Origin of the sequence: Streptomyces sp. NPDC126499 (genome assembly GCF_040302485.1) — a bacterium.
In the GTDB taxonomy this organism is placed as follows: Bacteria; Actinomycetota; Actinomycetes; order Streptomycetales; family Streptomycetaceae; genus Streptomyces.
Genome location: NZ_JBEOUO010000005.1, coordinates 91,283 through 116,031 on the forward strand (window position 1 = coordinate 91,283; position 24,749 = coordinate 116,031).

Here is a 24,749-nt window from a genome sequence, read left to right on the forward strand (position 1 = left end):
AGGCCCGAGCCTGGGGACGGGGCCCGCGGCGCGGGGGCGGTTGTCCGTGGTACGGGGACGAGGCCCGCGGCGCGGGGGCGGGGCCCGCCGCGCGGGGGGCCTGAGCCCGGGACGGGGGCCGCGGAGCCGGGGCGGTTGTCGGTGGTACGGGGACAAGGCCCGCGGCACGGGGGCGGTTGTCCCTGGTACGAGGACGAGGCCCGCGGCAGCGGGGACGGCCCGCGGCAGCGGGGCGGTTGTCGGCGGCACGGCGGCGGTTGTCCGCGCGGCGGGCCGCCGGTCCGCGGCACGGGTACGCGACACGGCGGCGGCCACCCGCGCGGGCGGGCCGCCGGTCGGGCTCAGGCGTTCTCGGTGGCGGCGATCCACTCGTCGTAGAACGGCGGCATGCCGGAGGCGGGCCGGGTGAAGCGGGGGGCGCGCTTCTCGCGGAAGGCCGCCACTCCCTCGGCGCCGTCGCCGATGCTGGAGTAGAACATCGCCAGGGACTCCACGCGGTGGGCGTCCTCGGGTCGTTCCAGGCTCGCGTTGCGGACCGTCATCTGACGGGTCAGCGCGGTCGCCACGCGGGAGCGGCCCAGCGTCCAGCGGTCCGCCAGCGCGCGGGCCTCCTTCGCGAGGTGGTCGGGGTCGTGGACCGCGTTCGCGAGACCGACGGCCTCGGCGGCCGCCGCGTCGAGGATCTCGGCGGAGTAGAGCAGGTCCAGCGCCTTGGGCAGGCCGACCAGGCGGGGCAGGAACCAGGTGGAGGCGGCCTCCGGTGTGATGCCGAGCCGGCCGAAGACGAGGCCGAAGCGCGCGGTCGTCGACATCAGCCGCGCGTCCATCGCGAGCGTCATGGTCGCCCCGATCCCGACGGCGGGACCGTTGATCGCGGCGATCACGGGCTTCCGGCAGGCGTGGATCGCCAGGGTCACCCGGCCTCCGGTGTCCCTGACGCGGCGGATGTCCGGGCTGTTCAGGTCCCTCATGTCGGCGAGGGTGGGGGTGCGGGACTCGTCGAGCCCGAAGACGTTGCCGTCCGAGCCGAGGTCCATGCCGGCGCAGAACGCGGTGCCCGCGCCGGTGACGACGACGGCCCGCACGTCGTCGTTCTCGTTCACCTCGGTGAAGGTCCGCTCGAGCTCACCGGCCATGGTGGGCGTAAAAGCGTTGAGGCGGCCCGGCCGGTCGAGGGTGACGGTGAGGACGCCGTCGTCGAGGTCGTGACGGAGGGTGGTCCAGGTCATGGGTGTGTGCTCCCGTTCCTCAGCCACGGAGATCGGCGAGCCGGCCGATGATCTTCTCGGCGTCGGCCACGATGCCGCTGACGATCTCCTCGCAGGTGGCCACCGACTCGATGAGCCCCTGGGCCTGGCCGGCCCACCACAGGCCGTCGTCCATGTGCCCCTCCTGGAGCACGCGGGTCCGGCCGCGGACGCCGGAGGCCAGCTCGGCGATGTCCTCGAAGACCGCTCCGGGACGCTTCGACCGGGCGACGATCTCCTCGGAGATCGCGTTGCGGGCGACCCGGCCGGTGTTCCCGAACTCGCGGAAGACCAGCTGGGTGGCCCGCTCGTCGTTGGCGACGATCTGGTCCTTGACGTTCTGGTGCACCGGGGCCTCGGCGCTGGCGACGAAGCGGGTGCCCATGTTGATGGCGCAGGCCCCCAGCGCGAGTGCGGCGGCGAGGCCGCTGCCGGTCGCGAAGCCGCCGCTGGCGATGACCGGGATCTCCAGCTGCCGGACGGCGGCGGGGACGAGGACCAGGCCGGGGATGTCCTCCTCCCCCGGGTGCCCGGCGCACTCGAAGCCGTCGATGCTGACGGCGTCGACCCCGAGCTTCTGCGCCTTGAGGGCGTGCCGCACGGCCACCGCCTTGTGGATCACCTTGACACCGGCGGCCTTGAAGTCGGCGACGTGCTCGGCCGGGTTGCTGCCGGCCGTCTCCACGACCCGTATGCCGCTCTCGATGATCACCGCCCGGTACTCCGCGTAGGGCACCGGCTTGAGGGTGGGCAGGACGGTCAGGTTGACGCCGAAGGGCCGGTCGGTCATCTCGCGGCACCGCGCGATCTCGCGCGCCAGCGCCTCCGGGGTGGGCTGGGTCAGCGCCGTCAGGAAGCCGAGCGCTCCCGCCTCGGCCACGGCGGAGATGAGGTCCGCGGTGCCCACGCCGGTCATTCCGCCGCAGACGATCGGATGGTCCACTTCGAACAGTTCGGTGAAGGTGGTCGTGATCATGGGTGAGGCCGGCCAGGGCCCGCTCCGTTCTTCTGCGTCGCCGTGGCGCGCCACGCGCGGCGCCTGGCGACCCGTGTCGCCGTCGGCGTGGCGGGCCGAGAGCGAGATTCGATCTGGAATCGGATTTGAGTTTAGGGCCGCCCGGTGAGGCACTGTCAAGGCCGTCCCGGACCCGGAGTCCTGCCGGGACCGGAGTCCTCCCGGACCCGGAGTCCTCCCGGATCCCTCCCGGGACCCGGTCGGCCACGGCCCGCAGGACAGGCGGGCGACGGGGTCCTTGGATACGTTTCACTCATGGAGAAGGACGTCTCCGCGTTCCTCAGCCGCCTGGCACGTGACGTGAGGCCGAGCTCGCAGCAGTGGGCCGAGCTCCTCATGCGGCGCATGCGCGGCGAGCTGCCGCAGCTGTGGCAGCACGAGGACCTCGCTCGGCGCGCGATGGGCGAGACGGCCGACCACGTCACCGCCGTCCTCGACGTCCTGGAGCACGGCCGCGCCGCGACCGAGGCGCCGCCACCTCCCGCCGCCGTGGAACTGGCCCGCGCGTTCGCCGAGGGGGGCGTACCGCTCAGCACCCTGCTCCGTGCCTACCGCCTCGGGCACCTGACCCTGCTCCAGCTGCTCACCCAGGAAGCCGCCCGGCTCAGCGACGACCAGCGGCTGATCCACGCGGCGACCCTCCGGCTGATCGCGACGGCGTTCGAGTACGTCGACCACAACTCGGAGCGGGTGGTCACCGCCTACCAGGAGGTACGCGACCGGCGGATGCAGCGCAGGCTCATGCTGACCGACGAGGCGAGCCGACGGATCGGGACCACTCTCGACACCGCCCGCACCGCCCAGGAGCTGGCCGAGGTCGGCGTGGACCACTTCGCCGACCTCGTCACCGTCGACCTCCTCGACTCCGTACTCCACGGCGGAAGGCCGCAACCGCCCACGGACAGACCGACGGTGCGGCGCATCGCCCAGCGTTCCGCCCTGGACGCATCGCCGGACTCCCCGGTGGGCACCGGCCGGACACACACCTACCCGGCGCGTTCCGCGCCGGCGGAGGCACTGGCCACCGGACGGCCCCTCCTGCTGCGGCTCACGGCGACCGACGGCGCTCCCACTCCGTCCGCGCCACCCGGCCTGCCCGACTTCGGCATCCACTCCGTCCTGCTGCTGCCCCTGCACGCGCGCGGGGCGATCCTCGGCCTGGCACAGTTCGCCCGCGATCGCACCGCCGCCCCCTTCGACGACGACGACCTCCTGCTCGCACAGGAGATCGCGGCCCGGGCGGCGGTGTACATCGACAACGCCCGCCGCTACACCCACGAACACACCACGGCACTGACCCTCCAGCGCAGCCTGCTGCCGCAGGGCACGGTGGAACAGTCCGCCGTCGATGCCGCCTCGCGCTACCTTCCCAGCGGGTCCGGGGCCGGCGTGGGCGGTGACTGGTACGACGTGATCCCGCTGTCCGGCGGCCGTGTCGCCCTCGTCATGGGCGACGTCGTCGGCCGCGGCCTGAAGGCCGCCGCCACCATGGGCCGCCTGCGCACCGCCGTCCGCGCCTTCGCCGACATCGACCTGATGCCCGACGAACTGCTCACCCACCTGGACGACGTGGTGATCCGCCTCCAGCGGGAGGAGGCCCCCGAGGACGGCGAGCTCAACGCCACCTGCCTGTACGCGGTCTACGACCCCGCCACCCGCCTCTGCACCCTGGCCAGCGCCGGGCACGTCCCGCCGATCGTGGCGCCGCCCCCGGCCGCTTCGGGGGCGGCCGGCTTCCCGGACCTGCCGATCGGCCCGCCGCTGGGACTGGGCGGACTCCCCTTCGAGACGGCCCAGTGGGAGCTCCCGGAGGGCAGCCTGCTCGCCCTGTGCACCGACGGCCTCCTGCAGAGCCGTGAGCGTGACGTCGACGTCTCGCTCGCCCTGCTGGGCGACACGCTCGCGCAGGCCTCACGGTCCGCGATGGCACCGGACGAGGTCTGCGAACGGCTGTTGACCACGCTGCTCCCGGAGCGCCCCGCCGACGACGTGGCCCTCCTGGTCGCGCGGACCCGGGCGCTCGACCCCGGCCACGTCGCCACCCTCGACCTCCCGTCGGACCCGGCGGCGGTCTCCGGAGCACGCCGCTTCACCGCCGAGACGCTGGGCGCGTGGGGCGTCGACGAGCTGGCCTTCACCTCGGAACTCATCGTCAGCGAACTGGTGACCAACGCGATCCGCTACGGCAGGCCCCCCGTCCGGTTGAGGCTCGTCCTCGACTCGGCCCTGACCTGCGAGGTCTTCGACGCCAACAGCACGGCTCCGCACATGCGCCGCGCCCGGACCTTCGACGAGGGCGGCCGCGGCCTGCTGCTCGTCGCCCAGCTCGCCGAGCGCTGGGGCACGCGCCACAGCCGCGAGGGCAAGGTCATCTGGGCGGAGCAGGCGCGCCAGTGAGCAGGCGCGGCCCTCGACGGACCGACCGCCCGCGCCGCCGCCCGGCCGGGCCGCCCCGTCCTGGGCCCGGCGCATCAGCCGCGCCGCCCCGGCCCTTCGGGGGCGTACGTCTGGAGGTAGGCGGTGACGAGGCGGCGCGCTTCGGCGATCGTGGCGTCGTCACCGGCCGGCGAGCGCCGGAACGCGCTGTCGAAGAGCCGGGTGCCGACCTCGAAGGCGAGGACGACCGCGAGCAGGGGCGTGTCGGCGGAGACGAGGCCGCGCTCCCCGAGGTGCCGCCACAGCCGCTCCGCCTGCGTCTCGTCGAAGGCGCGCACCATGTCGTCGAGCCTGTCGTGGCGTCCCGCGAACCACAGTTCCGTGCAGCTCGGGTGCCCGCGGAAGTAGTCGAGATGGAGGTCGACCAGGATGTCGACGGCCTCGGCCAGCGTCCGCGCCCGCGGGTTTTCCAGGGCGGCGCCGATGAGCGCGTCGAGCTCGCTCATGTGCTGCTCCAGGAGTTCCGCGTCCACCTGGTGCCGGTCGGGAAAGTAGTGGTACATGGAAGCGGTCGGGATGCCCGCCCGTTCACCGATGGCCTTGAGGGTGGCGGCCTCGTAACCCTTCTCGCCGAGCAGCTCCGCGGCCGCGTCGAGGATGGCGCGCCTGCGCTCCTTACCGCGGCGCTGTACCACGGTCGGGCGAGTGGGGGACGGGACTTCCGATTTCTTCTCGAACACGATTCGGAATCGTATCAGTGACACTCCCGATTCTCACCCGGCCCGGGATTGACAGGCGCCGGTCGACCATTAGATTCGAATCCGAATCGAGATCGATTCCAGTGCGTCGTGGCGTCGGCCCCGCTCGACGCCGGCCTGCCCCACCCGAGGACCACTGATCATGCACTTCGCCTTCGACCCGCGCACCGAGCTGCTCCGGGAGAACCTGCTCGACCTGATGTGGAGCCACGTCCATGCGGCGGAGCGCGTGTTCGGGCAGCAGCTCGCGGCCCTCGACGACCGCTGGGCCTGGGACTCCGTCCCCGTGCTCGGCGAGCTCCGGGCCGAGGCCCGCCGCCGCGGCCTCTGGAACCTCTTCCTCCCCGGGGACGACGGCGGCGGGCTGACCCACCTGCAGTACGCGCCGCTCGCCGAGATCACCGGCCGCTCCCCGGAACTCGCGCCCGCCGTCCTCAACTGCGCGGCACCGGACACCGGCACCATGCACGTGCTGTCCCTCTTCGGCACCGAGGCCCAGCGCAAGGAGTGGCTGGAGCCGCTGCTCCGCGGCGAGATCCGCTCCGCCTTCGCCATGACGGAGCCGGACGTGGCCTCCTCCGACGCCACCGACCTCAGCACCTCGATCGTCCGCGACGGCGACGACTACGTGATCAACGGCCGCAAGTGGTGGATCACCGGAGCGATGAACCCCAACGCCCGGGTGTTCCTCGTCGTCGGCAGGACCGACCCCGAGGCCGACCCCCACCGGCGGCTGTCGATGATCCTCGTCCCCCGCGACACCCCCGGCCTGGAGATCAGGCGCGCCATGGAGGTCTTCGGGTACGACGACCACGACCACGGCGGCCACGCCGAGATGGTCTTCCACGACGTACGGGTCCCGGCCGCGAACCTCATCGGCCGGGAGGGCGACGGAGGCGCGATCGCCCAGGCCCGGCTGGGCCCGGCGCGGATCCATCACTGCATGCGTTCCATCGGCGTCGCCGAGCGGGCGATCGAGCTGATGTGCGCCCGCGCCGAGGAACGGGTCGCCTCCGGCAGGCCGCTCGCCCGCCAGGGCGTGATCCGCGACTGGATCGCCGAGTCCCGGGTGCGGATCGAGCAACTGCGCCTGCTGGTGCTCAAGACGGCCTGGCTGATGGACACCGTCGGCGACAAGGGCGCCCGCACCGAGATCCAGACCATCACGATCGCCACGCCCCGGACGGTCCAGTGGATCCTCGACAAGGCCATCCAGATCCACGGACCGGGCGGCCTCTCCCAGGACTTCCCGCTCGCCCGCGCCTACGCGGGCGTCCGCTCCCTGCGCTTCGCCGACGGCCCCGACGAAGTCCACAGGAACGCCGTCGCCCGCGCCGAGCTCAGCCGGAGGGCCGGCACGCGACCGGCATAGGCTGCCGGGGAGAATCCCTGTGTCCGGCCGGTCCGTGCCGGGCGCCGGGGCCGGGCGCCGAGTGCCGAGTGCCGGCAGAGAGCGATGAGGCTGTGATGAGTGAGCAGACGAAGCCCGAGGTCGACGTTCCGAAGGGTGCCGCTCCCACCGAGCTGACCATCCGCGACCTGGTCGTCGGGGACGGGCCCGAGGTGAAGCCGGGCATGGTGGTCCGGGTGCACTACGTAGGGGTGACCTTCGAGTCCGGAACGCAGTTCGACGCGTCCTGGGACCGCGGCGAGCCGTTCAAGTTCACCGTGGGCGGCGGCAGGGTCATCAAGGGCATGGACCGGGGCGTGCGGGGGATGAGGGTCGGCGGCCGGCGCGAGATCGTCGTTCCTCCGCGTCTCGGCTACGGCAAGGAGTCGCCCTCACCGTCCATCCCGGCGCACTCGACCCTGGTCTTCGTGGTGGACCTGCTCGACTCGTACTCCGGTGCCGCCGGATGGAGCAGCACGTCCTGAGAGCGGAGCAGCACGTCCTGAGAGCGGCCGGCGTCCCCGCGACCGGCGCGGCGCGGGGCTCGGAGACGTACGAAGGCCGCCCTGTCACGGAGGAGACGCCTCAGGACCCCTCCAGCAGGTCGCGCAGCGTCTCGGCGGCGCGTACCGCGGCGTCACCGCAGCAGTTGTTGAACAGGACGTGCAGCTGCTCGGTCCGGTCCGCCAGGGCGCGCAGGCGCGGGAGCCAGGCGGCCAGTTCCTCCCGCGTGTAGGTATGGCGGAAACGGTCCTCCTTGCTTCCGGTCCCCCAGGCGGCGCTACGGCCGTGAAAGCGGACCACCGCGAGCCTCGGGGACGTGACGGGTGTGACGGCGGGCATCGAGCCGGGCAGCCCTTGGACCGTGTCGACGGCCACCGCGGTGGCGTCCAGGTCCCTGAGCAGGGCGGCCGTGCGCTCCCGCAGGTCCTCGCGCCACCAGTCGGGATGGCGGAACTCCACGGCCACCGGCCACTGGTACGCCCGCTTCCTGGTGGCATGGAGCACGGTCTCCGCCCGCGCGCCCGGACGGAACCACGGCGGGAACTGGAACAGTACGGCGCCCAGCCGACCGGACTCGTCCAGGGGCCGCAGGGCCGCGCCGAAACGGTGCCAGACCTCGTCGAGCAGCTCCGGGTCGCCGAGGGCGTGGCCGCGCAGGTCGGCGGGCAGGGCGGTCTTGCGGGTCGGGTGGCCGGTGAGGAGGGAGAACGCCTTGACGTCGAACCGGAAGCCCGGCGGCGTGCGTTCGCTCCACAGCAGACTGTTGCGCACGCTGGGGAGAGCGTAGTAGCCGGCGTCGACCTCCACGACGGAGAAGCGTTCGGCGTAGTGCCGCAGCCTCCCCTCCGGGTCACGCCGCCCGGGCGGGTACCACCCGCTCGCCACCAGCGCCTTGTCCGTCCACGAACAGGTCCCGATCGACAACTCGCCCATACCGGCCGTCCTTTCCTCGCGGCCCGTCTACCCGGGAAAGCGCTCCGAGAGCCGGTCGGTCCGCGCACGGCCGGTCCGGGTCAGGAACGCGGAGCGTGGTGCTCGACGTACCACTCCAGGCGGGCCAGGTCCCGCTGCCCGGCAGCGCTGGTCCTGACTCCGTAGGTGCGGTCGGCGGTGACGGGAGCGACGGCGATGTGACCCCGGCCGAGCAGGGCGGTGGAGTCGGCGTCCCTGACGGTCTCGGTGCAGGCGCTGGTCGGCTCGTCGTCGCAGACGCCGAGGGTGATGTCGAAGAGGTCACCGCCCGTTTCGCCCGGCGTGCGGGCCTCGTAGGCGTGCCAGACGACCTTGCCGTGGCCGACGCTCGTCCATACCGGGGGCTTGGCCTTCTGCCCGGCGCTCACGTCCGGGTAGTCGACCTTGAGCGCGAAGCGGTCGGTGAACATTTCCCGCTCGCGCAGCCCGCCGAGGAACCCCGCGGCGAAGCGGGCGTGCGCCCGGTAGTTGGCGACCGGAAAGTTCAGCTGGCTCGCGTCACCGGACGAGGAGAAGGCGACGGCGGGGACGCCCTCGTCGAGGGCGGCGAGCGCGGCGCCGACGGTGCCGGAGTCGTTGACCTGGGCGCTGACGTTGGGGCCGGAGTTGATGCCGGTGACGACCAGGTCGGGTCCGGTCTTCCAGCCGGCCTTGGCGGCGAGGCCCCCGCGCAGGGCGAACTTGACGGTGTCCGTGGGGGTGGCGCTGGGCGAGTCGGGGCCGCACGGTCCGGTGGCCAGGCACACGCCGTGAACGGGTGCCCCCGACGGGGCCCCGGAGCAGTCGTTCTCGTATCCGGCGGGAAGCCGGGTGCGGTGGCTCAGGGAGAGCGTGCCGCCGTTGGTGACGGCCGTGCCCTTGCCGGACTGGACCTGCCAGGGCGCGATGGTGACGACGTCGGCGCCGGCGTCGCACAGGGCCTTGCGGATCTCGTACAGACCGAGGCCGTCCGCGTTGTTGGACTTCGCGGCCCGCATGGAGTCGTCGTTGGTGAGCAGGACCTTCAGTCCCGCGAGCGGCCGGGACTGGCCGGTCCCCCGGGAGTGACGGGATTCCGGGGCGGTCGCGGAGGCGGCCACGCCCGTGCAGGTGAGGGCGGCGGTGGCCGTGAGGGCGAGGAGCGTACGTCTGCGGTGCGGGGTGCGGTTCATGGTTGCGGTCCTCGGGTGCGGCTCGGACGGTCGGACGGTGTGTGCGGTGCGCGTGGGAGGTGGGGGCGGGACCGGGGGCGGCGGGCGGGACGGGGTGAGCGCCGCCCCCGGCGGCTCAGAGGGACAGCCCGGCCCCGTACGGGAAGACCGGGTCGGCGGTGCTGTTCGGCACGTCGCTCGGGGAGGCTTCGACGGCGGCCATGGAGCGGGGGAGCTCGTACGGCAGGCGGCCCTCGGGCCTGGCACGGCCGAAGGTGACGTCGAGCAGGGCGGCGTCGCTCGCGCCGTAGTCGGCGACGACCGCGGCGGCGCGTTCGGCGATCTCGGGGATGGCGGCGGGCCGTTCGAGGTGGAGCAGGACGACGGTCGGCACCGCGTCGAGGACGGCGAGGATCGGCCCCAGCTCTTCCTCGGTGAAGTTCAGCCGGCCGGTGTGGAACAGCGACTCGAACGCGTTGTCGCGGTGCTCGTACGGGGTGTGCAGGCGCAGCAGGGCCAGGTCGGCCTCGGCGGGTGCGTCGACCGGGTCCCCGTACGCGGCCGCGGTGTGAGCGTCGATGCCCTCCACGTACAGCTTCGGGCGCGGCCGGGTGACGGGCAGCGTGGCGTCGCGGTTGACCAGGACGGTGAGCGAGCGGCGTTGGGCGGCCTCGCCCGCGGCGCGGAACTCACCGGCACCGACGATCTCTTCGGCCAGGTCCGGGTCGACGTACGGCTGGTCGAAGAGGCCGAGGACGAACTTCTCGCGGAGCAGGCGGCGTACGGAGGCGTCGACGCGCTCCTCGCTGATGCGGCCGGAGCGGACGAGCTCGACGACGACCTCGGGGCAGGCTTCGCCGCCGAACTGGTCCACACCGGAGTCCAGGGCCTTGGCGGCGCGCTCGGCGAGGATGAGGTGTTCGACGCCCCAGGCGCGGGCCTGCTGCGGCTCGCCGAAGACGGGGGCGTCGGTGAGCAGGCCCCAGTCGGTGCAGACGATGCCGTCGAAGCCGAGCTCCTCACGGAGCAGGCCGGTGACGACGTCCTTGTTGAAGCCGAAGCCGACCTCCTCCCAGTCGGTGCCGATGGGCTGTCCGTAGTACGGCATCATCTGGGACGCTCCGGCGGCGATGGCCGCCTTGAACGGCTCCAGGTGGTGGTCCCGCATGCCACCCGGGTAGACCTGCTCCTTGCCGTGGGGGAAGTGCGGGTCCTCGCCGTCCTTCTGCGGACCGCCGCCGGGGAAGTGCTTGACCATGGTGGCCACGCTGTCCGGGCCGAGGACGTCGCCCTGGAAGCCGCGGATGTACGCCTGCACCAGCTCGCTCGTGAGGGTGGCGTCGGCACCGAAGGTGCCCGACTGGCGCGCCCAGCGGGGCTCGGTGGCCAGGTCGATCTGCGGGTGCAGGGCCACGCGCAGGCCGACGGCGAGGTATTCGCGGCGGGCGATGTCGGCGAACCGGTGGACGAGTCCGGGGTCGCGGACGGCGGCCAGGCCGGTCGGCTCGGGCCAGGCGGAGAACGCTCCGGCGCTGAACGAGGCGCCGATGTTGGTGGTGAAGGAGTGGCGCGGGTCGGTGGAGACGGTGACCGGGATGCCGAGCCGGGTGGCGGCGGCCAGCTCCTGGACCGCGTTGTGCCACTCGGCCATCTGCCGCGGCCCGGAGCCGCCCAGCAGGTTGAAGTGGCTCAGCAGCTTCGCCCCGATCAGGCCACTGGTGTCGGCGGGGATCACGGCCGTCTCGTCGCCCGCCTCGACGGGGCGGCCGTCGTCGTGCAGGGGGAGCATGGTGTGGAACATCTGACCGGCCTTCTCCTCCAGGGTCATCCGGGACAGGAGATCGGCGACCCGCTCCTCCACGGGCAGGGAGGGGTTCTGGTAGGGATGACCGTCGTTGCGCGGTGCGGGAATCATGGGTGCTCTCCAGGTGGGCGGGCCGGCGGGGTCAGCGCACGCCGCGGATCGGGACGACGGACAGGGCCCCGACGACGGTGATCAGCGCGCCCGCGGCGAACAGGGCGTTGTAGCCGCCGAGTGAGGCGACGACCAGGGAGGCCAGGAACGGGCCGATGATCTGGGGGCCGGCGTTGGCGATGTTGAGGACGCCCATGTCGCGGGCCGCGTCGTCGGCGCTGGGCAGGACCAGGGTGACCAGGGCCGTGTCCACCGCCATGAAGCAGCCGAACGACAGCCCGGTGACGACCGCGAAGGCGATCATGCCCGTCCAGGTGGGACTGGCCACCGGGATCAGCATGCCGATCGCGGTGAGGGCGCAGGAGACCGCGATGAACGGCTTGCGCCGTCCCATCCGGTCGGACAGCAGCCCGCCGACGACCGTCGCCAGCAGCATGCACACGGCGTTGACCGGGGAGAGGATCGCCATGGCCACGGCCGGTCCGACCTCCGGGGGAAGGCTGATGTGGTCCTGCAGGACGTACAGCTGGAAGAGCGTGACCATGAAGTAGCCGAGCATCATCAGGAACCGGCCGGTGAACGCCCAGCGGAAGTCGCCCGCCTTCAGGGCCGTACCGAAGGCCGCGAGCTGCCGGCGCAGCGGTACCGGCTCCCGAGCGGGAAGGCGCTGCTCGCGCACCAGCGCCGTGAACAGTACGGCCACCACGGCGATCACCGCGCCCAGGGCCAGGTAGCCGGTGCGTATGCCGTCGGGAACGAAGGCGGCGGCGAGGGTGACGCCGGCGATCACGCCGAGCGGGGTGCCGATGCCGACCATCGCGGAGGCGAGGCCCCGGCGCTCGACCGGGACGCGGTCGGGGACGACGGCGGTGATGGCGGCCTGGTAGATGTTCATCATCGCCTGCACCAGGCACCAGCCGATGGTGACGAGCAGCAGGGTGCGCATCGCGCCCAGCAGGGCGAGCGCGCCCAGGGCGGCGAGACCGCCGCCCAGGATCCACGGATTGCGTCGCCGGGAGCGGTCCGACAGCAGTCCGGCCAGTGGATTGAAGAGCGTGGCGAAGACCGCGGAGACGCCGGAGACCAAACCGAGGTTGGCGACCTTCTCCGCCGGGTCCAGCAGTTCCACCTGCACGGGCAGCAGCACCTGGCCGACACCCATGTAGACCATGAACATCGCCGTGTTCCCGACGGCGAGCAGGACGAGCAGCCGCCCCAGGGGCCCGCCGCCGGAGCGGGCGGCCGGTGTCTCCTGCGGCGGAATCCGGATCTCGGGTCTCCTCATGACGGCCTCCTTGAAGCACAGCTGAGCCCCGGTACGGGGAGGGGTGGGGACGCGCGGTCGCGGCACGGCAGAGGGTGGGACCGTGAGAGGCGATCCGAGGAAGTTACACGTGTCAATCGGTGCCCTTTGTATAACAGCCCGGCAGCTTCCCGCCTAGAGGTCGACCGAGAATCGCCTGGCTGACGCAGGACGTCGTGCGTTCAGGAGGCGGGAGCTCACAGGGCGGTCGAGCCGATGGCTGCGCGTGATCGGGACGGTAGGCGGGCGCCGGCCCGGCGGAGGGCGCCCGTCAGGTGCTCGCCCTGAGCGAGCGGGATGAGGGTGTCCGCGGTGCCGTGCAGGACGAGGAACGGCGGCGCGCCGGCGTGCACATGGGTGACCGGGCTCGCGTCGCGGGCCAGGCCCGGCGGGCGACCCCGGACGGGCGGGCCCGGCGCGCGGCGGTCACAGCGGCCCGAGGGCGCTCTGCCCGGCGACCATGGCGAGCAGGCCGGACAGGGCGATCAGCGGGGGCGCGGGGGCTTTCACCCGCAGCGCCGCATAGAGGATGCCGACCAACACCCCGGCCCGCGGAGTCCGGACGTACGGCGCGGGATCAACTCCCGGAGCGCCACTGGTGGTCGGGCAGGAAGCGCACGTCGTACCGCTGGGGCACGGTGGCGAACTTGTGCGGTGCGGGTACGTACGGCTCGGACGGCAGGCCGAGTTCCTCGGTGGGGACGCCGAGGGTCTCGAAGAACCGCTCGAAGGTGCCGCCGGGTCCGGCGGCCACGCCGACGACCCGGCTGTGGTGGCGCTCGATGCGGTAGGCGTGCGGGCAGTCCTTCGGCACGAAACCGAAGTCGCCGGCCGTGAGCAGCCTCTCGTGCTGCTCGCCCTCCAGGTCCTCGACGAACAGCCGTACGGCACCGTCGGTGAGGTAGAAGACCTCGTACGTGTCGGAGTGGACGTGGGCCGGGATCACCTCGCCCCTCGGGCCCTCGACGGTGAAGAAGTTGAAGGCGTTCTCGGTCTGTTCGCCGCCCGCGTAGACGGTGACCAGGTCGGTGAAGAGGTGGGCGCGGTCGCCCATGCCCTTCTCGATGAAGTACGGCTTCCCCGGCTCGGCCGGGATGTGCGAGCGCGGGCGGCGGGGACGGGCGAACTCCATGGTCATGGGGACCTCCGGCGGGACGACAACGAACGTCAGGCTACCTGACATTCACGGCGGGAGGTCCCCGTACGGTCGTTATGCTCGAAGCCCCGTCCCGTGAGGAGCCATGACCACCCCTCCGCGCAATCTGCCCCAGCTGCTCGCCGAGGCCAAGCGCTGGTTCGACGACGCGCTGCTGGCCAGCATGCGGGCCGCCGGCGAGCAGCCGGTCACCGTCGGCCAGGCGGCCGTGTTCGCCGCCCTCGACGAAGACGGCACCACGATCGCGGAGCTCGCCCGCCGGATGGGCGTCACCCGGCAGACCGCCCACCAGGCCGTGCACGCCCTCATCGGCATGGGACTGCTGGAGCAGGCGCCGGATCCCGCCTCCGCCCGCAGCCGCCTGATCCGCCCCACCACCGAAGGCGCGCGCGTGCACCGGCGCGCCCAGGACACCCTCGAGGTCATCGAAGGCGTCCTGTCGGACCGCATCGGCGCCGACGCCGTCGCCGCCCTGCGCGCGGCGCTGACCCTCCCTCTGGGGGAACCGCCCCTGGTGGAAGCGCCCTGACGGCGTCGGCCCCAAGCAGACAAGATCCGGTCGCACGGCGCGCATCTACGCCTGCGCCGTTCGACGTCGCGGACCCGGTGTGGTCCCCAACGAGCCCCCCAGACGCACGCGCCTCCGGTGAGGCGCGCCCACCCCAGGACCCGGGTGAGGCGTGCAGGACGGCGTGCGGGCGGCGGCCCTCAGCCGCGCGGGCGGAATGAGGTCCGGCACGCCCGGCGCGCGGCCCGCAGCCGCTCCATCGGCGTTTCGGCCAACCCCCTCTCTTCGCACTGCTGTTGCGAGAGGCGGATCGATGCATCCTTCACGCTCCGTCGCCCGCGCCATCCCGGGGTTTCCTGCTCGACCGAAATACACACGTTCGATATCCCGGCTGGCTCGTTGAGCCTCGCGAACCGGCCCCGCCCACGAGACAGGGGGACAGCTTGACCGTGGAAAGCACATCCGAGCAGGCGAGCGCAGGCGAAGCCGAGGGAACGCCCCCGGAGAGCGCGAACACCGTGCAGGAGGAGGAGTTCCGGTTCCGGGACGAGTCCCGGCTGCGGGCCGGCGAGCAGATGACGACTGCCACGATGGCCCGGCGCCTGCCCTTGTTGGTCGGGCGCTCGTTGGCCATGGCCTGGCAGGTGGACCGGGGTGCGACGGCCGAGCTGCTGGCGTGTCAGATCGGGTCCGGCGTGCTGGCCGCTCTGGGCCTGTTCGCCGTCACCGGGACGCTCACCGCGCTGATCGCCTCCGGTGACATCACCGAGCGGCTGCGTGAGGCGGCTCCGCAGCTGGCCGTGATCGCCGCGGCCACCGGCCTGCGTGCCCTGCTGGGCATCACCGTCACGTGGCTGACCGGCCGGCTGCGCCCGGTGCTCGCCCGGGCCGCGGAGGTGAGCATGGTCGAGGCGGCGCTCGGCGCGGAGGCCGCGGCGAACAACAAGCCGGGCTACAACGACTCGTACGACATCGCCGACCGCGGCGCCCAGGTCACCCCCGACCTCGTGGAGGAGGCCCAGGACGTCCTGGCCGCCACCGCGAGCCTCGCCGCCGGAGCGACCGTCCTCGCCGTGATCCACCCCCTTCTGCTTCCCCTGCTGCTCCTGGCGTGCCTGCCACAGGCCGCCGCGTACGTGCGGGCGGCGCGGGTGGTGTACCTGGCGGGCCTGGAGACGTCGGGGCGCCGCCGGATGCTGCACAAGCTGCGCTGGCACATGTCGTACATGGAGTCCAGCGAGGAGATGCGGGCCTGCCTGGCCGGCCCGTTCCTCCTCGGCCGCTACCGGCGTCTCGCCGCGTCGGTCAACGCCGCCGAGCGCAAGGCGGCCGGCACCGGGGCCTGGATGGGCCTGGTCGGGGCGGCGGCCGGCGGAGTGGCGTCGGCGGCGGTGTGGGTGACGCTGCTGTGGCTCCTGGTCTCCGGCCGGATGACCTGGCCGCCGGGGGCGGCGCGGTCTTCGCCCTGCAGACGGCCACCGGCTCCGTACGCGGCATCATCAACGGCGGGGCCCGGCTGGTGCGCACGGGCTGGTACGTGCAGGACTGGCAGAACTTCCTCGACAACGCCCACGGGCAGGCGATGACGGCCTCGCGCGGTTCCGATGTGCTGCCGGTGGCGCCACGGTGACCGCCGGAAGCCGCCCCCTGGCCGCCGCGACCGCCGGCGCTCTCGTGCTCGTCCTGGACGTGCCGACCGTCCTCGCCGTCGGCGCCCTCCTCCAGGCCGTGCCGGTCCTCCTGTTCGTGGCCTCACCCGTACGCGCTCTGCGAACCATGCCCGTCCTGTCCGCCCCCGCGGCCGTGCCGCACGCCCGAGAAGGAACACCATGACCACCACCTCGTCCACCGCGAGCCCCGCCTACTGGGAGCCGCTCTGGGCCGCCGGCCGCCGCTACCGGCAGCTGTGCGAGGCCGAGAAGCAGCTGATGGCCGGGCACCTCGGACCCGGCAAGGGCCGCCCCGCCCTCGACATCGGCAGCGGCGACGGCAGTCTCGCCCGCCACCTCCACCACGAGCTCGGCTACCGCACGACCGGCGTCGACTGCTCCCCCAGCGCACTCGCGCTCGCCGCCGACCAGGACGACGGACCCGGGCCGACCTGGCAGCGCGCGGACATCACCACCGACGACCTCAGCGCCCTCCCGTACACGGCCTACGCCCTCCTCACCTGCCGCCTGGTCTACCGGTGGATGGACGACAAGCCCGGCTTCCTCGACCGCGTCCGCCGACTCCTGACGCCCGGCGGCACCTTCTGGGTCGTCACCGGGATCGCCGACCGCCGCACGACCACCGACCCGGGCCTCCTCGAACTCGGCATCTCTCCGGCGGACGCCGAACTGCTCACGACCGGCTGGTCCGTCGTGCGCACCGCCGACCTCGACGTCCTGCGCTGCTACGCCCTGCGGCCCTGATCCGAACCCCACCCGCGACCGGAAGGAAGCACCCCGTGCTGGACATCGAGAAGCACATCGCCGAGATCTGGACGCTCTACGGCCGTCACCAGCTCGGCCGGACCTTCGACCTGCCCGAGCTGGACGACTGGGCCTGGGACATCCCGCAGGCCGGCCCCGGCATCGACACGCTCGGCGACGTCGCCGGCCTGCGCGTCCTGGACCTGGGCGCCGGCGTCGGCCGGCACGCCGCCCGGCTCGCCACCCTCGGCGCCCACGTCACCGCCGTCGACGCCTCCCCCACCCAGCACCAGCGCGCCCTCGCCCGCTACCCCGACACCCCCGGGCTGCGCCTGGTGTGCGCCGACGCCGTCGACCACCTGCGGGAAGCCGCCCCGTACGACCTCATCTACTCCGTCAGCGGTGTCCCCTTCCTGAATCCGCACCGCCTTCTGCCCGCGTTGGCCAATGCCCTCAAGCCAGGCGGGCGGCTGCTGTTCACCGCCCTGCACACCAACTCGCGCGGCGAGGGGCCGTCCGACTCCGTCACCGCGCGCCCCGAGGTGCTGCGGCTGCCCGGCACGGACACCGACCACCGGATGCACATGTGGGTCCTCGAACCCCAGCTCTGGGAGGACCTCCTCGTCGACCACGGCCTCGTCATGGAGACGGTGACGAGGATCGACTCCCCGAAGGCCGGCCAGCCACTGTCGTACCGGCTGTACGCGGCCCGCCGCCCGGAGCGGGTGCCGAGCCGCCCCCGCTCGAACACCCCGCCCCCACCGAACGCCGTCCTCGGGGTGGGGGTCATCGTGCACGGCCCGGACGGCCTCCTGCTGGGGAAGCACCGTCTCGGCACGTGGGAGCTCCCGGGTGGAGTCGTGGAGCCGGGCGAGACGTTCGCGCAGGCCGCGGTGCGAGAGCTCGCCGAGGAAGCCGGACTCGTCGCCGATCCCGCCGACGTGCAGGTTCTCGGGACGCTCCTCGACCGTGTCGACGACGTCGTGCGGGTGACGGTGCCCGTCCTCGTCCCCCACTGGTCCGGCGTCCCGCAGCAGCGTGAAGACACCATCGGCGACTGGCACTTCTGGCCCGAAGAGGCCCTGCCGCAGTCGCTGTTCGTCCCGTCCAGCCAGTGCCTGACGGCCTGGAAGCCGAACCTCCCCCTCGACCATCCGCCCGCCCACTTCCAGCCCTTCTCCGCCACCGCACGCGGCTAGCCCAGCGTTCGTCCACCAGACCTCGCAGAAAGGCCCCTTCATCGTGCCCCCTCCCCCTCCCCCTCTCCCTCCCCTTCCGTCCCTGCTCGGAGTCTTCGGTCACCCCGACGACGAGGCGCTTCTGGCCGGCGGCGTCCTCGCGCGGCACGCCGCGGCCGGCGCGACGACCGCCGTGGTCACCGCCACCCGGGATCCGGCGCGCCCCCGGAGCATCCGGTACACGTCATCGGCACGGTCGCGAAGGGCGCCGGGCACCTCCCCTCCGGCCTGGTGGGGCGCCTCCTGCGTGGCCGCCCCTCGGAGACCGTGCCGCGGTCCGGTCACGACGTTGCCACGTGAGCACAACGCCCCGGCCGGCGTCTGCGGACGCTTGCGCCCCCTACAAGGACCAAGGAGCCCGATGTGAACACCTCGCCGTGGGAGACCATCGGCCGGCTGGCCGAACTCTTCACCAGCCTCGACACCGCGCGGGGGATCCCCGCGGAGCAGCAGTGGACCCTGCAGGTCCTCAAGGTCGCCGAGGAGGTCGGCGAGTCGGCCCAGGCCGTGATCGGCGCCTGGGCCACGAACCCCCGCAAGGGACAGAGCCACACCTGGCAAGACGTCCAGGAGGAGATCGCCGATACGGCGATCACCAGCCTGGTCACGCTCCACCGGATGCTCGGTGACGAGGCACCGGCCTTCTTCGACGCCCTGCTCACCCGGAAGGCCGCGAAGTTCCTCGCCTTGGGCGACCAGGCCGGCGCGCCGCCCCGCGAAGAGGTGTGAGCAGCGTATGAAGACCACTGCCCGGCCACGCGGCAGCGTGCGCAGCGGCACCTGGCTGAACGCCGCGACCGGCACGTACCCGGCCCTCGGCGACGTCGCCGCCCAGCGCCTGGGCATCACCAGCCCCGGCCAGCAGGTCTACATCGCCGGCCAGTACCACACGGTGATCGGCATCCTCGACGAACTGCCCCTGGCACCCGAGATCGCCCGATCCGCCCTCCTCGGCTGGGACACCGCCACGAGCCGGCTCGGCTTCGACGGCCACCCCACCACCGTCTACGAACGCTCCGCCGACCAAGCCGTCACCGCGGTACGCGCCCTCATCCCGCGGACCGTCGACCCCCAGACACCCCGCAACTCCAGGTCAGCGACCCCTCGGCCAACCTCAAGGCCAAAGCCGCCACCGAAGGCGCCTTCAGCAGCCTGCTCCTCGGCCTGGGCGGCGTCGCCCTCCTCGTCGGCGGAGTCGGCGTCGCCAACACCATGAGCATCTCCGTCCTTGAGCGCCGCTTCGAGATCGGCCTGCGCCGCTCCGTCGGCGCCACCCGCGGCCAGCAAGGTCAACCCGGCCCGGCGCAGCGGCCGGCAGCGCCACGAGCTCGGCATCGAGCACCTTCGACGACACGGCCTTCGCGCCCGCGCCGGCCACCCTGGTCCCCCACTGGTCCCCCAAAACGATCGAGGCCGTATCGAATACTTCCGATACGGCCTCCGACCTGCGTGAAAGCAAGTCGGGACGACAGGATTTGAACCTGCGACCCCTTGACCCCCAGTCAAGTGCGCTACCAAGCTGCGCCACGTCCCGGTGCCCGTCTGACCTGGGGTTTCCCTGGCCGAACGCGCATGAGAACAATACCGCACTTCCGCGCGTGGTCACGAACCGGTTTGCGGTTGACCTCAAGCACACTTGAGGTAGCACGGTGTGTGCCATGACGAACACGACGTACGCACGGGACGACATCCAGCGGCTGCACCGGCTGATGGCGCAGATGACCGGAGACGAGAAGCACTCGCCCGCCGCCACCTCCACCCTCGACGCGCTGTGGGTGCTCTACGACCGGGTGCTGCGGGTGTCGCCGGAGACCGTGCGGGATCCGGGGCGGGACCGGTTCCTGCTGTCGAAGGGGCACGGGCCGATGGCGTACTACGCCGCCCTCGCCGAGAAGGGGTTCATCGGACAGGAGGTGCTCAGCGGGTTCGGCGGGTACGACTCGCCGCTCGGGCACCATCCGGACCGCACGCTGGTGCCCGGGGTGGAGATCGGGAGCGGGTCGCTCGGGCACGGGCTGCCGCTGGCGGTGGGGAGCGTCCTCGGGCTGCGGGCGCAGGGGCTCACCGAGCCGCGGGTGTGGGTGCTGATCGGGGACGCCGAGCTGGACGAGGGCAGCAACCACGAGGCACTGGCCTTCGCCGGGCCCGCCGGGCTCGAACAGCTGCACACGCTGGTGATCGACAACGGCTCCGCCAGCTACGGCTGGCCGGGCGGGATCGCCTCGCGGTTCGAGGCGGCCGGGTGGTCGGCCGAGACCGTGGACGGGCGGGACCACCAGGCGCTGTACGCCGCGTACACCGCCCCGCACCCCGGACGGCCCCGCGCGGTCGTCGCCCGCGTCGAGCCCAAGAGCTGACCCTCGCAACCCCGCCCCTCCCCCACGCCACCCTGGAGAAGATCCTCATGGACACCATGCGCGACCGCTTCATCGCCACCACCACCCGCCTGCTCGATGACGACCCCCGCCTCGCGCTCCTGCTCGCCGAGATCAGCAAGGACGGCTTCCAGCAGGCCCTCCTGCGCCACCCCGAGCGGGTGATCAACGTCGGGATCCGCGAGCAGCTGCTCATCGGAGCCGGCGGCGGAATGGCCCTCACGGGGATGCGGCCGATCATGCACACCTTCGCCAGTTTCCTCGTGGAGCGCCCCTTCGAGCAGGTGAAGCTGGACTTCGGACACCAGGACGTGCACGGGATCCTGGTCAGCGCGGGCGGCTCGTACGACTGGCCGGCCGGCGGCTTCACCCATATGTCGCCCGGTGACGTGGCACTGATGGACACCCTCGACGGCTGGACCGTGCACGTGCCGGGGCATCCGGACGAGGCGGAGGCGCTGCTGCGGCAGGCGGCCGCCGGGGACGGGTCGGTCTATCTGCGGCTGTCGGTGCACGCCAACACCTCGCCGTACGCGCTCGGCGGCGGGGGCGGGGGCGGTTCCACCGTGCTGCGCGAGGGCTCTCGGGGGGTCGTCGTCGCGGTGGGTCCGATGCTCGACAACGTGCTGGCCGCGACCGAGGGTCTGGACGTGACGGTGCTGTACGCGACGACCGTCCGCCCCTTCGACGGCGAGGGCCTGCGCCGGGCCGTCGCCGGGGCGCGCCCGGACGTGGTCCTGGTGGAGCCGTATCTCGCCGGGACCTCGACGGCGGTCGCGAACGACGCCCTGGCCGAGGTGCCGCACCGGGTCCTGGGGCTCGGCATCGCCCGGCGCGAGCTGCGCCGTTACGGCTCCGTCGACGAGCACCTCGCCGGTCAGGGTCTTGACCCGGCGACGCTGCGGGCGAGGATCGCCGCCTTCCTCGGGTGAACGGCATCGGGGAGCCGGCCGCCGCCGGCTCCCCCGGCGACCCCGGACCGCGCCCGTCGGCCCCTCCTCGCGCCAGCCCCGGAGCGCGCCCGTCCGCCCCTCCTCGCTCCGGCCCCCGAGGATGGCCGGCGGGCATGCCCCAGGCGCACGCCCACGCGCCCGCCCCGCGCCCACCCCCGCGCACGCTCCGTGACGAGCGCTGGCCGCTCCGTTCACCACGCTCCTGCGCCGGGGGATGCCTCCACGCGCCCCCGCAGCAACCCCACAGAGGGATTCACCCGCCCGCGCACCCGGTGGTTCCTGGCCTCCGCCCCACCGGGGACGGTTCCGGAATGCCGCCTCTTCGGTGATGAAGTGACGTATGAGGCGACCCGGCCCTCCTCGACGCCATATGCCCGTGAACCCGTTGCCGTTGGCATGTGGCAGAAAGATGCCCCCGGGGAATGCCCTTCGGACCGGACTGAGCAGGCCAAGACCACGCGAAACACAGTCAGAAACAAACGTCAACCGTTCCGTTTTCGGACAAACTTGGTGGCGATATTGCTCCACCTCATAAAGATCAACACCATGAAGTGGTCGGCCTGTTCGGGACGGGACCACTGCCGATGCACCACCTGCTCGGACCACTCGACGAGCAGGCGTTTCGCAGGGGAGGACTCGAATGGACGGCTACTTCAGCAGTCGGCTGCATCACCAGCTCCGGGACGAGGTCCGGGACTTCGCGGAGAGTGAGGTTCGGCCACGGATACCGGAGATGGAGGCGTCGCGCACGGTCCACCACGAACTGTCCCGGCTGATCGCCCGACAGGGCTGGCTGGGCGCGACTATCGGCCACGAGTACGGCGGCATGGGCGCCGGCCATCTGGCCAAGACGATCATCATCGAGGAGCTGTCGCGGGTCAGCGGCGCGATGGGTGCCATGGTCCAGGCCTCGCAGCTCGGCACCGCCAAGATCGTGCACTTCGGCAGCGACGAACAGCGCAAGACCTGGCTTCCGGCCATCGCCGCCGGCGAGTGCCTGCCGACCATCGCGGTCACCGAGCCCGAGTCCGGCGGCCACGTCCTCGGCATGTCCGCGAGCGCGGTACGTGACGGCGACGACTACATCCTCAACGGCAGCAAGGTCTACGTCGGCAACAGCCATGTCGGCGACCTGCACGGTGTCGTGGTCCGAACCGGTCCCGGTTCGAAGGGACTCACCGCCTTCCTGGTCGAATCCGATCGCCCGGGATTCAGGACCGGTCCGCAGCAGGCGGCCATGGGACTGCACGGCTTCAGCTTCGGCGAGCTCATCTTCGAGAACTGCCGGGTGCCGGCCTCCAACCGGCTCGGCGACGAGGGGGACGGCCTGGCCGTCGCGTACTCCTCCAGCGTCCTCTACGGCCGCGCCAATCTCACCGCCGTGTCGCTCGGCATCCACCAGGCGATCCTGGAGGAGACCACCCGATTCACCACCGAGCGCATCCGCTACGGCAAGCCGCTGGCCGAACTCCCCACCGTCAAGCTCAAGCTGGGGCAGATGCAGTCGCGTCTGATGACGGCCCGGCTCGCCGCCTACCACGCCGTCCATCTGCTCGACCAGGGCATGTCCTGCGACACCGAGCTGATGAACGCCAAGCTGGTCAACGTCGAGTCCGCCATCGACTCCGGGCGCAACGCCATGGAGATCCACGCCGCCGCCGGCCTCTTCACCGACCGGCCCATCGAGCGGTACCTCCGCGACGCGCACCACATCTTCGCCCCCGCGGGCACCTCCGACATCCAGCTCCTCCGCCTCGCCGAGGTCGCCCTCGGCCAGGACAAGGGCAGCTGGTCGGAGCGGCTGTCCGATCTGGTCCGTATGGAACCCGCGCACATCTGACGTGATGCCGACGGAAAAGACGTGCCCCGGAGTCCGGCGAGGGAGCCGAACACCGGGGCACTGGTACGCGTCCCCGTACGCCCGCGAAGGGGCCGAGGACGTCGTCAGATCCTGCCGTCCTCGCGGCGGTGGATCTGCTCCACCAGCTCCGCCGCCATCGCCTTGATCGTCTCCAGACCGGCGCGCCCCCAGGGCCGCACGTCCGTGTCGACCACGCAGATCGTGCCCAGGGCCACGCCCGTACGGTCGATCAGCGGAGCACCCATGTACGAGCGGATGCCGATCTCGTCCACGACCGGGTTGCCCGCGAACCGCGGGTAGTCGCAGACGTCCTCCAGGACCAGGGCCTTGCGGCGCACGACCACGTGCGGGCAGTAGCCGTGGTCGCGGGCCATGAAGCGGCCGACACCGCCGCCGGCGGCGGTCGCCCCGAGGTCCGTGCCGGAGTGGGTGCCGGCCGGGGTGTGCAGGCCGGCGAAGAACTGCCGGTTCTCGTCGATGAAGTTGACCATCGAGAAGGGGGCGCCGGTCACCTCCGCGAGACGGTGGGCGAACTCGTCGAAGGCCGGGTCGGGCTGCTCACCCAGCCCCAGTTCGCGCAGGCGGCGGACCCGGGCGGGCGCCTCCTGGTCGATGGGGGTCAGCAGCAGGTGACCGGTCGGATCGTAGGTCATGGCGTGGCTCCGTAGCTCGGCACGGCGGCCGGGATGGTGGTGAGCAGATGCTGGACGAGGGTCAGCAGGGTGCGGATGCCGGAGCTGGAGATCCGGGCGTCGCAGAGCACCACCGGGACCGTGGGCTTGAGGTCGAGGGCCGCCCGTACCTCGTCCGGGTCGTAGCGGTAGGCGCCGTCGAACTCGTTGACCGCGACGACGAACTGGATGCCCCGCCGTTCGAAGAAGTCGACGGCGGAGAAGCAGTCCTGGAGGCGTCGGGTGTCGGCGAGAACGACCGCTCCGAGCGCGCCCTCGGAGAGCTCGTCCCACATGAACCAGAAGCGCTCCTGGCCCGGCGTGCCGAACAGGTAGAGCACGTTCTTGTCGTCGAGGGTGATGCGCCCGAAGTCCATCGCGACCGTGGTCGTGGTCTTGGACTCCACGCCCTCCAGGCTGTCGGTGGCCGCGCTGACCGAGGTCAGCAGCTCTTCGGTGCTCAGCGGTTCGATCTCGCTGACGGCGCCCACGAACGTGGTCTTGCCCACGCCGAACCCGCCCGCCACCAGAATCTTCAGCGCGGTGGGAAACGGGTCGGTCGCGAAGCCTTCGGGACCACGTTCGTGGCGCTCAGAGCCGTTGTCGTAGGCCATCGAGCACTGCCTCCAGCAAGGAACGGTCGGTTGGATTGGCGTGGAAGCGGGGAGCCCTGGCGGTGAGCGCCCCGCAGTCCACGAGGTCGGAGAGCAGGACCTTGGTGACGACGGCCGGGAGCCGTAAGTGCGCCGCGATCTCCGCCACCGAGGTGGGTCCGTCGCACAGCCCGAGGGCCAGGCTGTGTTCGGGACCCATGTGCGGCTGCGGTGCCGTGCCGGTCGCCATCACCATCGAGAGCAGGTCGAGTGCCGCCGTGGGCTGGGTCCGCCCGCCGCTGACGGTGTACGGGCGGATCAGCCGGCCGGCCGCGTCGTCGAGCCAGGGCCCTTCCTGTGGGGACCCCAT

The 24,749-nt window shown here is 72.3% G+C and carries 23 protein-coding genes, 1 tRNA gene and 4 pseudogenes; 14 read left to right on the forward strand and 14 right to left on the reverse strand.

Annotated elements, in window-relative coordinates:
• Window positions 1-341: 341 nt before the first annotated feature.
• Both ABTZ91_RS08925 and ABTZ91_RS08930 read right to left on the reverse strand, forming a co-directional pair.
• Window positions 342-1,229, reverse strand: a complete 888-nt coding sequence (locus tag ABTZ91_RS08925; RefSeq protein ID WP_352076459.1) for a crotonase/enoyl-CoA hydratase family protein — start codon at window positions 1,227-1,229, stop codon at window positions 342-344.
• 19 nt (window positions 1,230-1,248) lie between these two features.
• Window positions 1,249-2,223, reverse strand: a complete 975-nt coding sequence (locus tag ABTZ91_RS08930) for a nitronate monooxygenase (RefSeq protein WP_352076460.1) — start codon at window positions 2,221-2,223, stop codon at window positions 1,249-1,251.
• A 294-nt stretch (window positions 2,224-2,517) separates the two neighbouring features.
• Here ABTZ91_RS08930 and ABTZ91_RS08935 point away from each other — a divergent pair, with 294 nt between their 5' ends.
• Entirely contained in the window at window positions 2,518-4,659 is a 2,142-nt protein-coding gene (locus ABTZ91_RS08935) for a SpoIIE family protein phosphatase (RefSeq protein WP_352076461.1), read from the forward strand.
• A 74-nt stretch (window positions 4,660-4,733) separates the two neighbouring features.
• On the opposite strand, the gene ABTZ91_RS08940 is transcribed toward ABTZ91_RS08935, so the two are convergent.
• Window positions 4,734-5,378: a TetR/AcrR family transcriptional regulator gene (locus ABTZ91_RS08940; protein WP_352076462.1), complete on the reverse strand. Its 645-nt coding sequence runs from the start codon at window positions 5,376-5,378 to the stop codon at window positions 4,734-4,736.
• Window positions 5,379-5,538: 160 nt separating this feature from the next.
• Between ABTZ91_RS08940 and ABTZ91_RS08945 the strand changes: the two genes are divergently transcribed.
• The gene (locus tag ABTZ91_RS08945) at window positions 5,539-6,768 is read left to right on the forward strand and encodes an acyl-CoA dehydrogenase family protein (protein WP_352076463.1); all 1,230 of its coding nucleotides are present in this window, start codon (window positions 5,539-5,541) and stop codon (window positions 6,766-6,768) included.
• 95 nt (window positions 6,769-6,863) lie between these two features.
• Complete coding sequence (locus ABTZ91_RS08950) at window positions 6,864-7,271, forward strand: FKBP-type peptidyl-prolyl cis-trans isomerase (protein ID WP_352076464.1); 408 nt, start codon at window positions 6,864-6,866, stop codon at window positions 7,269-7,271.
• A gap of 100 nt (window positions 7,272-7,371) precedes the next feature.
• Here ABTZ91_RS08950 and ABTZ91_RS08955 read toward each other — a convergent pair whose 3' ends face one another.
• The 7 genes and pseudogenes from ABTZ91_RS08955 to ABTZ91_RS08985 form a co-directional block, all read right to left on the reverse strand.
• Complete coding sequence (locus tag ABTZ91_RS08955; RefSeq protein ID WP_352076465.1) at window positions 7,372-8,223, reverse strand: DUF72 domain-containing protein; 852 nt, start codon at window positions 8,221-8,223, stop codon at window positions 7,372-7,374.
• Window positions 8,224-8,303: 80 nt separating this feature from the next.
• Window positions 8,304-9,413, reverse strand: coding sequence for a 5'/3'-nucleotidase SurE (surE, locus tag ABTZ91_RS08960; protein ID WP_352076466.1), 1,110 nt, complete (start codon window positions 9,411-9,413; stop codon window positions 8,304-8,306).
• Between the two features lie 115 nt (window positions 9,414-9,528).
• Window positions 9,529-11,307, reverse strand: a complete 1,779-nt coding sequence (locus tag ABTZ91_RS08965) for a glycoside hydrolase family 3 N-terminal domain-containing protein (RefSeq protein ID WP_352076467.1) — start codon at window positions 11,305-11,307, stop codon at window positions 9,529-9,531.
• Between the two features lie 31 nt (window positions 11,308-11,338).
• On the reverse strand, window positions 11,339-12,592 hold the full coding sequence (locus ABTZ91_RS08970) for an MFS transporter (protein ID WP_352076468.1): 1,254 nt from the start codon (window positions 12,590-12,592) through the stop codon (window positions 11,339-11,341).
• Between the two features lie 215 nt (window positions 12,593-12,807).
• Entirely contained in the window at window positions 12,808-12,993 is a 186-nt protein-coding gene (locus ABTZ91_RS08975; protein WP_352076693.1) for a prolyl oligopeptidase family serine peptidase, read from the reverse strand.
• A gap of 43 nt (window positions 12,994-13,036) precedes the next feature.
• Window positions 13,037-13,165: pseudogene (locus ABTZ91_RS08980) on the reverse strand (DUF1427 family protein); the annotation flags it as partial.
• Window positions 13,166-13,187: 22 nt separating this feature from the next.
• The gene (locus ABTZ91_RS08985; protein WP_352076469.1) at window positions 13,188-13,748 is read right to left on the reverse strand and encodes a quercetin 2,3-dioxygenase; all 561 of its coding nucleotides are present in this window, start codon (window positions 13,746-13,748) and stop codon (window positions 13,188-13,190) included.
• 103 nt (window positions 13,749-13,851) lie between these two features.
• Between ABTZ91_RS08985 and ABTZ91_RS08990 the strand changes: the two genes are divergently transcribed.
• The 8 genes and pseudogenes from ABTZ91_RS08990 to ABTZ91_RS09025 form a co-directional block, all read left to right on the forward strand.
• Window positions 13,852-14,295 (forward strand): MarR family transcriptional regulator, encoded by a 444-nt coding sequence (locus ABTZ91_RS08990; RefSeq protein ID WP_352076470.1) that lies wholly within the window; start codon window positions 13,852-13,854, stop codon window positions 14,293-14,295.
• Window positions 14,296-14,717: 422 nt separating this feature from the next.
• A pseudogene (locus tag ABTZ91_RS08995) lies at window positions 14,718-15,898 on the forward strand (ABC transporter); the annotation flags it as partial.
• 2 nt (window positions 15,899-15,900) lie between these two features.
• Window positions 15,901-16,107, forward strand: coding sequence for a hypothetical protein (locus ABTZ91_RS09000; protein ID WP_352076471.1), 207 nt, complete (start codon window positions 15,901-15,903; stop codon window positions 16,105-16,107).
• Window positions 16,104-16,688 carry a methyltransferase domain-containing protein gene (locus ABTZ91_RS09005; RefSeq protein ID WP_352076472.1) on the forward strand — a complete coding sequence of 195 codons (585 nt, stop codon included), beginning with the start codon at window positions 16,104-16,106 and terminating at the stop codon, window positions 16,686-16,688. Before ABTZ91_RS09000 ends, ABTZ91_RS09005 begins: the two co-directional genes overlap by 4 nt.
• Before the next feature lie 35 nt (window positions 16,689-16,723).
• Entirely contained in the window at window positions 16,724-17,887 is a 1,164-nt protein-coding gene (locus ABTZ91_RS09010) for a bifunctional class I SAM-dependent methyltransferase/NUDIX hydrolase (protein ID WP_352076473.1), read from the forward strand.
• Between the two features lie 43 nt (window positions 17,888-17,930).
• Window positions 17,931-18,078, forward strand: a pseudogene (locus ABTZ91_RS09015) (PIG-L family deacetylase); the annotation flags it as partial.
• 211 nt (window positions 18,079-18,289) lie between these two features.
• Window positions 18,290-18,655 (forward strand): MazG-like family protein, encoded by a 366-nt coding sequence (locus ABTZ91_RS09020; protein ID WP_352076474.1) that lies wholly within the window; start codon window positions 18,290-18,292, stop codon window positions 18,653-18,655.
• Between the two features lie 28 nt (window positions 18,656-18,683).
• Window positions 18,684-19,210 (forward strand): annotated as a pseudogene (locus ABTZ91_RS09025) (FtsX-like permease family protein); the annotation flags it as partial.
• 176 nt (window positions 19,211-19,386) lie between these two features.
• Here the strand turns inward: ABTZ91_RS09025 and ABTZ91_RS09030 are convergent.
• Window positions 19,387-19,460, reverse strand: a tRNA-Pro gene (locus tag ABTZ91_RS09030).
• A gap of 124 nt (window positions 19,461-19,584) precedes the next feature.
• Here ABTZ91_RS09030 and ABTZ91_RS09035 point away from each other — a divergent pair.
• From ABTZ91_RS09035 to ABTZ91_RS09045, 3 genes are all read left to right on the forward strand, one after another.
• Window positions 19,585-20,283, forward strand: coding sequence for a transketolase (locus tag ABTZ91_RS09035; protein ID WP_352076475.1), 699 nt, complete (start codon window positions 19,585-19,587; stop codon window positions 20,281-20,283).
• A 47-nt stretch (window positions 20,284-20,330) separates the two neighbouring features.
• Window positions 20,331-21,233, forward strand: a complete 903-nt coding sequence (locus tag ABTZ91_RS09040; protein WP_352076476.1) for a transketolase C-terminal domain-containing protein — start codon at window positions 20,331-20,333, stop codon at window positions 21,231-21,233.
• A gap of 661 nt (window positions 21,234-21,894) precedes the next feature.
• Window positions 21,895-23,094, forward strand: coding sequence for an acyl-CoA dehydrogenase family protein (locus ABTZ91_RS09045; protein ID WP_352076477.1), 1,200 nt, complete (start codon window positions 21,895-21,897; stop codon window positions 23,092-23,094).
• Window positions 23,095-23,198: 104 nt separating this feature from the next.
• On the opposite strand, the gene ABTZ91_RS09050 is transcribed toward ABTZ91_RS09045, so the two are convergent.
• From ABTZ91_RS09050 to ABTZ91_RS09060, 3 genes are read right to left on the reverse strand one after another with little or no spacing between them, the layout of a single operon-like run.
• Window positions 23,199-23,768, reverse strand: a complete 570-nt coding sequence (locus ABTZ91_RS09050) for a GAF domain-containing protein (RefSeq protein ID WP_352076478.1) — start codon at window positions 23,766-23,768, stop codon at window positions 23,199-23,201.
• On the reverse strand, window positions 23,765-24,400 hold the full coding sequence (locus ABTZ91_RS09055) for an ATP/GTP-binding protein (RefSeq protein WP_352076479.1): 636 nt from the start codon (window positions 24,398-24,400) through the stop codon (window positions 23,765-23,767). Before ABTZ91_RS09055 ends, ABTZ91_RS09050 begins: the two co-directional genes overlap by 4 nt.
• Window positions 24,378-24,749: a DUF742 domain-containing protein gene (locus ABTZ91_RS09060; RefSeq protein WP_345484374.1), complete on the reverse strand. Its 372-nt coding sequence runs from the start codon at window positions 24,747-24,749 to the stop codon at window positions 24,378-24,380. Before ABTZ91_RS09060 ends, ABTZ91_RS09055 begins: the two co-directional genes overlap by 23 nt.

What these genes read in the sequence shown, in the direction of transcription:
- ABTZ91_RS08925 (WP_352076459.1), bottom strand. Translation starts at nt 1,229, where the DNA reads ATGACCTGGACCACCCTCCGTCACGACCTCGACGACGGCGTCCTCACC.
- ABTZ91_RS08930 (WP_352076460.1), bottom strand. Translation starts at nt 2,223, where the DNA reads ATGATCACGACCACCTTCACCGAACTGTTCGAAGTGGACCATCCGATC.
- ABTZ91_RS08935 (WP_352076461.1), top strand. Translation starts at nt 2,518, where the DNA reads ATGGAGAAGGACGTCTCCGCGTTCCTCAGCCGCCTGGCACGTGACGTG.
- ABTZ91_RS08945 (WP_352076463.1), top strand. Translation starts at nt 5,539, where the DNA reads ATGCACTTCGCCTTCGACCCGCGCACCGAGCTGCTCCGGGAGAACCTG.
- ABTZ91_RS08950 (WP_352076464.1), top strand. Translation starts at nt 6,864, where the DNA reads ATGAGTGAGCAGACGAAGCCCGAGGTCGACGTTCCGAAGGGTGCCGCT.
- ABTZ91_RS08955 (WP_352076465.1), bottom strand. Translation starts at nt 8,223, where the DNA reads ATGGGCGAGTTGTCGATCGGGACCTGTTCGTGGACGGACAAGGCGCTG.
- surE (WP_352076466.1), bottom strand. Translation starts at nt 9,413, where the DNA reads ATGAACCGCACCCCGCACCGCAGACGTACGCTCCTCGCCCTCACGGCC.
- ABTZ91_RS08965 (WP_352076467.1), bottom strand. Translation starts at nt 11,307, where the DNA reads ATGATTCCCGCACCGCGCAACGACGGTCATCCCTACCAGAACCCCTCC.
- ABTZ91_RS08970 (WP_352076468.1), bottom strand. Translation starts at nt 12,592, where the DNA reads ATGAGGAGACCCGAGATCCGGATTCCGCCGCAGGAGACACCGGCCGCC.
- ABTZ91_RS08985 (WP_352076469.1), bottom strand. Translation starts at nt 13,748, where the DNA reads ATGACCATGGAGTTCGCCCGTCCCCGCCGCCCGCGCTCGCACATCCCG.
- ABTZ91_RS08990 (WP_352076470.1), top strand. Translation starts at nt 13,852, where the DNA reads ATGACCACCCCTCCGCGCAATCTGCCCCAGCTGCTCGCCGAGGCCAAG.
- ABTZ91_RS09005 (WP_352076472.1), top strand. Translation starts at nt 16,104, where the DNA reads ATGACCACCACCTCGTCCACCGCGAGCCCCGCCTACTGGGAGCCGCTC.
- ABTZ91_RS09035 (WP_352076475.1), top strand. Translation starts at nt 19,585, where the DNA reads ATGACGAACACGACGTACGCACGGGACGACATCCAGCGGCTGCACCGG.
- ABTZ91_RS09040 (WP_352076476.1), top strand. Translation starts at nt 20,331, where the DNA reads ATGGACACCATGCGCGACCGCTTCATCGCCACCACCACCCGCCTGCTC.
- ABTZ91_RS09045 (WP_352076477.1), top strand. Translation starts at nt 21,895, where the DNA reads ATGGACGGCTACTTCAGCAGTCGGCTGCATCACCAGCTCCGGGACGAG.
- ABTZ91_RS09050 (WP_352076478.1), bottom strand. Translation starts at nt 23,768, where the DNA reads ATGACCTACGATCCGACCGGTCACCTGCTGCTGACCCCCATCGACCAG.
- ABTZ91_RS09055 (WP_352076479.1), bottom strand. Translation starts at nt 24,400, where the DNA reads ATGGCCTACGACAACGGCTCTGAGCGCCACGAACGTGGTCCCGAAGGC.
- ABTZ91_RS09060 (WP_345484374.1), bottom strand. Translation starts at nt 24,749, where the DNA reads ATGGGGTCCCCACAGGAAGGGCCCTGGCTCGACGACGCGGCCGGCCGG.